Source organism: Bradyrhizobium sp. CCBAU 51753 (assembly GCF_015291565.1).
Classification (GTDB): Bacteria; Pseudomonadota; Alphaproteobacteria; order Rhizobiales; family Xanthobacteraceae; genus Bradyrhizobium; species Bradyrhizobium ivorense.
The window spans coordinates 312,142-321,224 of the sequence record NZ_CP030037.1; the positions used below are offsets into that span (position 1 = coordinate 312,142).

Genomic DNA, 9,083 nt, shown 5'->3' on the forward strand with positions numbered 1-9,083 from the left:
CCTTCCCCCTTTCAGGGGGAAGGGGAAGTGAGAGCCGCGTTCAAAGAGAGAGAGTCGGCATCACCGAGTTGAAGCGGTGTTCACACCACTTTCGGATCGAGCGCGATCGACCACAGCTCGACGTCCTTGCGGTCGCGCAGGCTGACCGTCATCTGGCCGCTCTTGCCGTCGATCTTGACGTGGCCGAAGAACTGCATGCCGGCTGACGGCGGCAGGTTCTGGTTGGCCTCGCCCGGCGCCTTGACGAACTTCACCTCGGGACCAAACGTGTTGTCGAGCTCGTTCGGGCCGAACGTGCCGGCGTGCAGCGGGCCGGAGACGAATTCCCAGAACGGGTCGAAGTCCTGGAACTGGGCCTTGTTCGGGTTGTAGTAGTGCGCGGCGGCGTAGTGCACGTCGGCGGTCAACCACACCGTGTTGACGACGCCGGAGGTCTTGATGAAGCGCAGGATGTCGGCGATCTCGAGCTCGCGGCCGCGCGCCGGGCCGTCGCCCTGCGCGAACGCCTCGGAGCCCTTCTTGTTGGCGGCATCGTCATAGACGATCAGCGACAGCGGCATGTCGGAGGCGATCACCTTCCAGGTGGCGCGCGAGTTGAGCAGGCCGCGCTTCAGCCAGGCGAGCTGCTCGGGCCCGAGGAAATAGGCGCCGGGATCGTAGCTCTCCTGCAAATTCGGACCGTTAGGGCCGCGATAGCTGCGCTCGTCGAGCATGAACACGTCGAGATGCGGGCCGTAGCTCAGCGTGCGGTAGACCCGGCCCGGCTCGACGATGCTCTCGCGCATCGGATACATCTCGTGGAAGGCGCGCGCCGCCCGCGCAGCCAGCAGCGTGATATCGCGCTCCTTGTAGGCCGCCGGCAGCTGCTTCGACAGCGACCAATTGTTGGTCACCTCGTGGTCGTCCCACTGCACGAAGATCGGCACCTCGGCGTTGAAGGCGCGCAGATTCTCGTCGAGCATGTTGTACTTGTGCGCGCCGCGGAATTCGTCGAGCGTCTCGGCGACCTTGGCCTTCTCGGCAACCGTGATGTTCTTCCAGATCTTGCCGTCGGGCTGCTTCTGCTCGGCGTTGATGACGCCGTCGGCATAGATGGTGTCGCCGGAATGCAGGAAGAAATCCGGATTGTGCTTCTTCATCGCGGAGAAGGTGAACATGCCGCCGTCATCGGGGTTGATGCCCCAGCCCTGGCCGGCGACGTCGCCGCCCCACACGAAGGAGACGTCGCGGCGGTCGCTCGGCGCGGTGCGGAAGCGGCCGACCACCGGCTCGCCGACGATGTCGATATGCGACAGATCGCGGAAGCGGACGCGGTAGAAGATGTCCTGGCCCGAGGGCAGGTTCTCCAGCAGCATCTTGGCGGTGAAGTCGCTCTCCGGCAGCGCCGCGATCGGCGGCAGGGTGCGGGCATCCTTGAACGATTCGGTGGTTGCGACCTCGACCATCATCTGCGCCGGACGGTCGGCCCGCGCCCACACCACGCCGCCGTCGGTGCCGACATCGCCGGACTGCACGCCATGGGTGATCACCGGGCGGTCGGCGGCGCGCGACAGATAGGGCATCGCGATGACCCCGGCTCCGGCCGCTGCCGCAGTGGACAAAAAGCGCCGGCGGGTCAGCTTGCGCGAAAACCGGATTGTCATGGGGATCCTCCTGAAGGGGTCGCGAGCGCGACAATGCGCCGCAAGCGGGGCAAGACCTAGAAAAATTCCATGACGGCGAGATTACAGGGACGGGCGAATTCGGCTCCGGGATCGCTGCCGGCTTCTACGTCAGGTGAGCACGCAGGCAGGGCTCCCTCCCCCGGGGCTCCCCCGGGGGAGGGCTGGGGAGAGGGGTAAGCCCCAGGCGAGATGATCGTGAGGATCACTGCTTTCGCAATCCTGCTCGCCCGCAAAGCCAATGGAGAGGGAACGTCGTGTGGCACCCCTCTCCCTAACCCCTCCCCCGCAAGGGGGGAGGGAACCCTGCGCCGGTAGCTCCCTGACGTGGGCCGCTCGTCAGGGGTGGAAGGGGGAGTCGTTCTTGAGGAGATGAAAGCTACGCCGTCCCCGCGGCCCTGAACTGGGTCGCGGCGCGTTGCAGGTTTTGCGGCATGCTCAGCAGCAGCGCCTTGCGGTCGGCGACGGCGTTGTGAAACTGCTCGAGCGCGATGTTGAACGCGGTCAGCGTGCCTTCCTCGATCGCGCCGTGCTCGTAGCAGTCCAGCGTGTGGCGCAGGATGTCGTCGGCTTCGGCCTGCAGCTGGTCGAGCTCGTCGGTCGCATCGCTCTGCCGCGCGGTCTTCAGCATTTCCAGCAGCCGCTCGCGCTGCGAGGTGTTGGTGTTGCGTTCGTCCTGCTTGAGATAGCCGGCGAACCAGGCGCCGGCCGAGCCCATCGCCGAGAGCGCCATCAGGCCCCACCAGATGTAATCGCTGTAGCGGTCGAGGAAGGTCTTCTCCTCGCCGTCGACGAAGGCAGCGGCGCCCGGATGCACCGGGATGGTGGCGTCCTTGTCGGTGTCGGGCGTCTCGATCTTGGCGGCGAGCGGAAAATCGGTCTTGAGCTGCTGGCGGATCGCGAACAATTGCCGGGTGAACGCCGCGACGGTGGATTCTGCCAGTCCCTTTCGCGCCACGATGTGATGCGCGAAGCTGATGGTCTTCACCTCGTCCTCGGGCCGGTTCGCCGCGCCGAGCGAGCCGGCAGGAATCTCGGCGGCCTCATAGGCCGGATGGTTCTGCGAGATCGCCTCCGCGGCGTCGATCGCAAGGAAGGTCGGCTCGCCGCCGTCGCGGCTCGATGCGGTGATCGCATCGATCGTGATCTTGCTGTTGGCGGGACCCGCGGCGAGATAGGCGTCGGCCTTCTGGTTGCGGATCGCGTCGGCCGCCTCATTGGCCGGGAACTGGACGATCTCGACCTTGTTTGGATCGACGCCGTATTGCTGCAGGATCAGCTTGAGCAGATTAACGTTGGCCGGGGTGCGGCCGACGACGGCGATCTTGTGGCCGGCGAGCTGGGTGATCTTGGTGATCTTCGCGCCCTTGCGCGCCTTGCCTTTGCTGGGCGGAGCCCACATCACCACGACGTTCTTGCGCAGCGTCGCAACCGCCTGCGCGTTCTTCGGCACATCGAGATCGCCGCGGATGATGGCGAGGTCGGCCTTGCCCTCGCCGAGCGTCTGCGCGCTCGCGGTGGCGCCCTCGGTCGGCACCGGGCGGAGCTTGACCTGGCTGTGCTGCTGGTTGTTGTTGTTGAAGGCCTGCGCGAGCGCCTGCACCACCCTGAGATCGTCGCTGTTGGCCGGCCCGACCGCGATCTTCAGCGTCACCGGGCGCACCGCGAAGTAATAGCCTGCGGTCAGGGTGCCGATAATGGCGAGCACGCCCGCGATCAAAACGAAGATCAGCCGCCGCTTCGCCGAACGCAGCGGTTTTGGCGATTGGTTGGCGGGGCCGTCGGTCATCGATCTCGCAAGCGGTCGGGGCTCGGTCTCGGCACTGTCAACGCGCGTATATCCTCATGTAGTAGCAAATTCCTGAACCGACAGATGTTACAACTCCGTCATGGTTACCAGTGGCCATAGGACGCGATTTCGGCCTTAATTTCGGCATGGATCCGATGCGGGCACCGGTTGTTAGGTCACAGCGGTTGGCGCCAAGCGGATGCCGGTTCGCGCGAAGAAAGCGCGTCAAAACAACAAGCTAGAGCTTCGGCTCTGATCTGGTCAGAACCGGAAATGCCCTGGAATCAGGGCCAAGCGGGAGGGTTTGATATGGTCGAACGGCTGTCAGCGGAAGCAATGAAGGCCGCGCTCTGGGAATTGGCGGGATGGTCGGAGGTGGCCGGCCGCGAGGCGATCACCAAAACCTTCGTGTTCAAGGACTTCAGCGAGGCCTTCGGCTTCATGGCCCGCGCCGCCCTGATCGCCGAGAAGAACGACCATCACCCGGAATGGAAGAACGTCTACAAGACGGTCGAGGTGGTGCTGGCGACCCACGACGTCGGCGGGGTGACCAAGCGCGATATCGACCTCGCCAAGGCCATGAACGCGATCGCAAGGCAGCTCGGGGTGAACTGACCTCACGGCTCCTCCGCGCCCCGTCATTGCGAGCGCAGCGAAGCAATCCATTGGCGCCCGGCGTGCGGAAAGATGGATTGCTTCGCGGAGCCTGTCATCGGGCGGCGCTTTGCGCCGACCCGTTGGCTCGCAATGACGGGAACCTTGCGGCAGTCGGCGAAAACCCCCAGATTCGTTCCGTCCGCCGCCGAACCGTCGTGCGGCGTCGAGGAACTCGAGCGATGCCATCGACTGATCAGGGTGCGGGATTTGGGCCTGCCGACCGGCTGGCGCAGGATCCTGAAAGCGTGCGCCGCCGTTTCTGGATCAAGTTCAAGAAGGTGGTGGGAAGCCTGCCTTTTGCCGAGGAATTGCTGGCCGCCTACTACTGCGCGTTCGACCGCCAGACGCCGCGCCATGTGCAGGCGGCGCTGCTCGGCGCGATCGCCTATTTCGTGCTGCCGTTCGATTTCGTTCCTGACATGCTGCCGATCCTCGGCTTCACCGACGATGCCGCCGTGCTCGCCACCGCGATCCGCATGGTGGCAAGCCACATTACCCCCGAGCACCGCGAAGCCGCCCGTGCTGCGCTGAAGCGCGGGGTGGATGATGCACCTCTCGACCCGTCATCCTGACGTGCAAGCTTTTGCGGGCTACGGATCCTCAATCCGTCATCCTGAGGTGCGAGCCTCTTCGGCGAGCCTCGAAGGATGCACGGCCCGGCTGGTGGCCGATTCATCCTTCGAGGCTCGCAAGAGCTCGCACCTCAGGATGACGGGGGAGAGAGCTGCGTAGCCCGGATGAAGCGAAGCGAAATCCGGGAATCTTCTCTCACGTTCGAGCACCGGCCCCGGATTTCGCTGTGCTCCATCCGGGCTACGATTTCGTAGGGTGGGCAAAGGAGCGCTAGCGACGTGCCCACCATTCTTGCTCCGTGCGCGTGAAGGTGGGCACGCTGCGCTTTGCCCACCCTACGTGATCTCTTCCTCAGCTTCCCGGATGCAAAATCACCTTGCCCATCGCCTTGCGGCCGGCGAGCACCTTCAGTGCTTCCGCGGTCTGCGACAGCGGGAAGGTGCGGTCGACATGCGAGGAGATCTTGCCTTCCGCGGTCCACTGCACCAGCTTCTCGAGGTTCTTGCGGTTCTTGTCCGGATTGAGCCGCGCCCAGGCGCCCCAGAACACGCCTCTGATATCGCAGCCCTTCAAGAGCGCGAGGTTGAGCGGAATTTTTGGAATGTCACCGGCGGCAAAGCCGATCACCAGGAAGCGGCCTTCCCACGCGGTCGAGCGCAGCGCCGCTTCGGCATAGGCGCCGCCGACCGGATCGAACACGATGTCGGCGCCCTTGCCGCCGGTCAGCTTGCGCAGGCCTTCCTTCAAATCTTCCTTGGCGTAGTTCAGCGTCAGCTCGGCGCCGTGCTGCTTGGCGAATTCGAGCTTCTCGTCCGACGAGGCGCAGGCGATCACCTTGAGACCCATCAGCTTGCCGAGCTCGCACGCCGCAAGCCCGGTGCCGCCGGCGGCCCCTAACACCGCGAGCGTCTCGCCCGGCTTCGGGCTGGCGCGATCTTCCAGCGCATGCAGCGCGGTGCCGTAGATGATGATGATCCCTGCAGCGCGATCGTAGTCGAGATTGTCGGGGATCTTCACGATCGAGTTCGCGGGCAGCGCGATCTTGTCGCGCGCGCCGTTGTGGCCGCACGACGCCACGACGCGGTCGCCGACCTTCAGGTCGGTGACGCCATCGCCGACGCTTTCGATCACGCCCGCGACTTCCGCGGCCGGCGAGAACGGGAACGGCGGCTTGATCTGGTACTTGCCCTGGATCATCAGGATGTCGAAGAAGTTCAGCGCCGCCGCCTTGATCGCGATCACGGCTTCGCCCGGCGCGGCCACCGGATCGGGTACGTCAGCCAGCACGAGATCGTCGGGTTGACAGTATTGCGAGCAGAGGATGGCTTTCATGGACACACCTGAGTTTCGGACGCAAAAAGTCTGAAAGCTTCTTTGCCGGATTTGGCGCGGAGCGACAATACAAAGCGGAGGATCAAACTATGTTTGAAAAAGGCCTGCTGGCACACAAGCGCATCCTGATCACCGGTGGCGGCTCCGGCCTCGGCGCGGCGATGGGCCGCCGCTTTGCCGAACTCGGCGCCGAATTGATCATCTGCGGGCGGCGGCAGGAGCTGCTGGAAGAAACCGCAGCCAAATTCCGTAGCGAATTCGGGGCGAAGGTATCGACCGCGCGTTGCGACATCCGCGACGGCGCGGCGGTCGAGGCGATGATGGATCAGGTCTGGCAGGACGCGCCGATCGACGTTCTCGTCAACAATGCTGCCGCAACCTTCATCGCGCAGACGGAGCATCTGTCATTCCGTGCGGCGGACGCGATCCTCGCGCCGACCTTGCACGGCACGCTGTATTGCACGCTCGCCGCAGGCCGCCGCTGGATCGAGGGCAAGCACAAGGGCGTGGTGCTCTCGATCCTCTCGACCTCGACCATCACCGGCCGCGCCTTCACCGTGCCGTCGTCGATGGCCAAGACCGCGGTGCTGGCGATGACCAAGAGCCTTGCGGTCGAATGGGGCCCGAAGGGCATCCGCACGGTGGCGATCGCGCCGGGTGCGTTCCCGACGCCCGGGGCGACCGGACAACTGCGTCCCGAGGGGCGCGGCGAGAGCTGGGCGCAGCGTGTTCCACTCGGCCGCGCCGGCGAGCATTCCGAACTCGCCAACCTCGCGAGCTTCCTGATCTCCGACCAGGGCGGCTACATCAATGGCGAGATGGTGGTGGTCGACGGCGGCGCGCATTTGCGCAGTTCCGGTGCCGAGGACCTGCTGCAATGGACTGACGAACAGTGGGAGAAGCAGCGCGCGGCACGCAGCAAAGCATGATGCGCAACGCGGCCACGCTGCGCGCCGATCTCGCGGCGTAACTGCCTTCCCAAACAGGCGTTTCCCGGTTATCCATCCGCGCCGGCGGGGGGCGAATCGCCGAGCCATCTTCCAGTCACAATGATGGGGGAACCAGTTGGCCGTGCGGCAAATACTGACATCATTGGTTACGTGCAGCCTCGTGTGCGGGATCGTCTTCCTTGCGCCGGCGCAGGCTGCGCCGAAGAAGGATGCCAAGGACGCGGCAAAGGAAGCGGCCAAGCCGGCGCCTTCGGCCGCCGCGGCTGCGGCCGGCGGCGCGGAGCCGACACTGATCGGGCAATTCGGCACCTGGGGCGCCTACACGGCGTCGCCGAACGGCAAGAAGGTCTGCTTTGCGCTGGCAAAGCCGTCGTCGTCCAAGACCAACCCGCCGAACCGGCCGCGCGATCCGGCCTACGCCTTCGTCTCGACCCGTCCGGCGGAGAAGGTCGTCAACGAGGTCTCGATCATGATCGGCTACGCCGTGAAGCCGGGCTCGGAATCGACGCTCCAGGTGGGCGGCGGGACCTATGCGATGTACACCCAGGGCGACGGGCTCTGGATCAAGAACGCGGCCGAGGAGGAGCGGATGGTGGAAGCCATGCGCAAATCGGCCGACGTGACGGTGAAGGCGGTCTCGGCCAAGGGCACCGAGACCACGGACACGTTTTCGCTGAAGGGCCTGTCGCAGGCGCTTGATCGGTTGAACCAGGACTGCCGTCGCTAAGACTGCCGGCGTTAAGGCTCGCCCAAGGGACGTAACAAGAGACGCAAAATCGAGGTATTTGGTGGCTTTCCAGCACCGGCTGGAAGGCCTATTTGAGGTTTCATGACCGACACCCAGACCACCACTGCTGTGCCCGGCGCCAACACGCTGGTCGAAAAGGTTCCGCTGGAAACCTATGTGCCGCCGGCCAAGCCGTCGCTGATCGGGCTGTCGCGCGCCGAGATCGCCGATCGGCTCGGCGAGATCGGCCTTGCGCCTGCGCAGCGCAAGATGCGCACCCAGCAGCTCTGGCACTGGATGTATTTCCGCGGCGCCAAGAACTTTGCCGAGATGACCAACGTCTCGAAGGACATGCGCGCCGAGCTGGAGAAGCATTTTACCGTCGACCGTCCCGAGGTGGTCGCCGAGCAGATCTCCAACGACGGCACCCGCAAATGGCTGCTGCGGCTGCCGAGCGGCAACGCGCTGGAGCGGCCGCACGAGGTCGAGTGCGTCTACATCCCCGAGACCGATCGCGGCACGCTCTGTGTGTCCTCGCAGGTCGGCTGCACGCTGAACTGCGCGTTCTGCCATACCGGCACGCAGCGGCTGGTGCGCAACCTCACCGCCGGCGAGATCGTCGGCCAGGTGATGGTGGCGCGCGACCGCCTCAACGATTGGGCCGACCGCGAGGACGGCACGCGCCGCGTCACCAACATCGTGATGATGGGAATGGGCGAGCCGCTCTACAATTTCGACGCGGTGCGCGATGCGCTGTTGATCGTCGCCGACAATGAAGGCATCGGCATCTCGCGCCGGCGCATCACGCTGTCGACCTCGGGCGTGGTGCCGAACATTGCGCGCACCGGCGAGGAGATCGGCGTGATGCTCGCGATCTCGCTGCACGCGGTGCGCGACGAGCTGCGCAACGAGCTGGTGCCGCTGAACCGCAAATATCCGATCAAGGAGCTGCTGCAGGCCTGCCGCGATTATCCCGGCGCGTCGAACGCGCGGCGCATCACCTTCGAATATGTGATGCTGAAGGGCGTCAACGATTCGCTCGATGATGCGAAACTGCTGGTAAAACTGCTCAAGGGCATTCCGGCCAAGATCAATTTGATCCCGTTCAATCCATGGCCGGGCACGGCCTACGAGTGCTCGGACTGGGATCAGATCGAAAAATTCTCCGAATACATCTTCAACGCCGGCTATTCCTCGCCGGTGCGCACCCCGCGCGGCCGCGACATCCTCGCCGCCTGCGGCCAGCTCAAGTCGGAGACCGAAAAACTCTCCGCACGCGAGCGCCAGGCGCTGCGCGCGATGGCGATGACGGATTGAGTGTTGTGGCCCACCGCGCTCTCCATATCGTCATTGCGAGCGCAGCGAAGCAATCCATCCTTCCGCGCACTCGGTGG

Annotated in this window: 8 protein-coding genes; 5 read left to right on the top strand and 3 right to left on the bottom strand. The window is 64.9% G+C overall.

Annotated features, from left to right (window positions below; translation table 11 throughout):
- Positions 1 to 80 precede the first annotated feature (80 nt).
- Positions 81 to 1,643, bottom strand: a complete 1,563-nt coding sequence (locus tag XH93_RS01475) for an alkaline phosphatase (RefSeq protein ID WP_194472116.1) — start codon at positions 1,641 to 1,643, stop codon at positions 81 to 83.
- Positions 1,644 to 2,040: 397 nt separating this feature from the next.
- A complete protein-coding gene (locus XH93_RS01480) occupies positions 2,041 to 3,450 on the bottom strand; it encodes a TAXI family TRAP transporter solute-binding subunit (RefSeq protein WP_194472117.1) in 1,410 nt (469 codons plus the stop codon).
- Positions 3,451 to 3,759: 309 nt separating this feature from the next.
- Here XH93_RS01480 and XH93_RS01485 point away from each other — a divergent pair, with 309 nt between their 5' ends.
- Entirely contained in the window at positions 3,760 to 4,065 is a 306-nt protein-coding gene (locus XH93_RS01485) for a 4a-hydroxytetrahydrobiopterin dehydratase (RefSeq protein WP_194472118.1), read from the top strand.
- A 221-nt stretch (positions 4,066 to 4,286) separates the two neighbouring features.
- Positions 4,287 to 4,679, top strand: a complete 393-nt coding sequence (locus tag XH93_RS01490; RefSeq protein ID WP_194472119.1) for a YkvA family protein — start codon at positions 4,287 to 4,289, stop codon at positions 4,677 to 4,679.
- Positions 4,680 to 5,031: 352 nt separating this feature from the next.
- On the opposite strand, the gene XH93_RS01495 is transcribed toward XH93_RS01490, so the two are convergent.
- Complete coding sequence (locus tag XH93_RS01495) at positions 5,032 to 6,012, bottom strand: NADPH:quinone oxidoreductase family protein (protein ID WP_139857328.1); 981 nt, start codon at positions 6,010 to 6,012, stop codon at positions 5,032 to 5,034.
- An 89-nt stretch (positions 6,013 to 6,101) separates the two neighbouring features.
- On the opposite strand from XH93_RS01495, the gene XH93_RS01500 reads away from it, so the two are divergent.
- From XH93_RS01500 to rlmN, 3 genes are all read left to right on the top strand, one after another.
- Positions 6,102 to 6,941, top strand: a complete 840-nt coding sequence (locus XH93_RS01500) for an SDR family oxidoreductase (RefSeq protein WP_194472120.1) — start codon at positions 6,102 to 6,104, stop codon at positions 6,939 to 6,941.
- 136 nt (positions 6,942 to 7,077) lie between these two features.
- Positions 7,078 to 7,689 carry an invasion associated locus B family protein gene (locus XH93_RS01505; RefSeq protein WP_194472121.1) on the top strand — a complete coding sequence of 204 codons (612 nt, stop codon included), beginning with the start codon at positions 7,078 to 7,080 and terminating at the stop codon, positions 7,687 to 7,689.
- A gap of 102 nt (positions 7,690 to 7,791) precedes the next feature.
- Positions 7,792 to 9,006 (top strand): 23S rRNA (adenine(2503)-C(2))-methyltransferase RlmN, encoded by a 1,215-nt coding sequence (gene rlmN, locus XH93_RS01510; RefSeq protein WP_194472122.1) that lies wholly within the window; start codon positions 7,792 to 7,794, stop codon positions 9,004 to 9,006.
- Positions 9,007 to 9,083: the final 77 nt, after the last annotated feature.

Coding starts and splice junctions, on each gene's coding strand:
- XH93_RS01475 (WP_194472116.1), bottom strand. CDS start 1,643: ATGACAATCCGGTTTTCGCGCAAGCTGACCCGCCGGCGCTTTTTGTCC.
- XH93_RS01480 (WP_194472117.1), bottom strand. CDS start 3,450: ATGACCGACGGCCCCGCCAACCAATCGCCAAAACCGCTGCGTTCGGCG.
- XH93_RS01485 (WP_194472118.1), top strand. CDS start 3,760: ATGGTCGAACGGCTGTCAGCGGAAGCAATGAAGGCCGCGCTCTGGGAA.
- XH93_RS01490 (WP_194472119.1), top strand. CDS start 4,287: ATGCCATCGACTGATCAGGGTGCGGGATTTGGGCCTGCCGACCGGCTG.
- XH93_RS01495 (WP_139857328.1), bottom strand. CDS start 6,012: ATGAAAGCCATCCTCTGCTCGCAATACTGTCAACCCGACGATCTCGTG.
- XH93_RS01500 (WP_194472120.1), top strand. CDS start 6,102: ATGTTTGAAAAAGGCCTGCTGGCACACAAGCGCATCCTGATCACCGGT.
- rlmN (WP_194472122.1), top strand. CDS start 7,792: ATGACCGACACCCAGACCACCACTGCTGTGCCCGGCGCCAACACGCTG.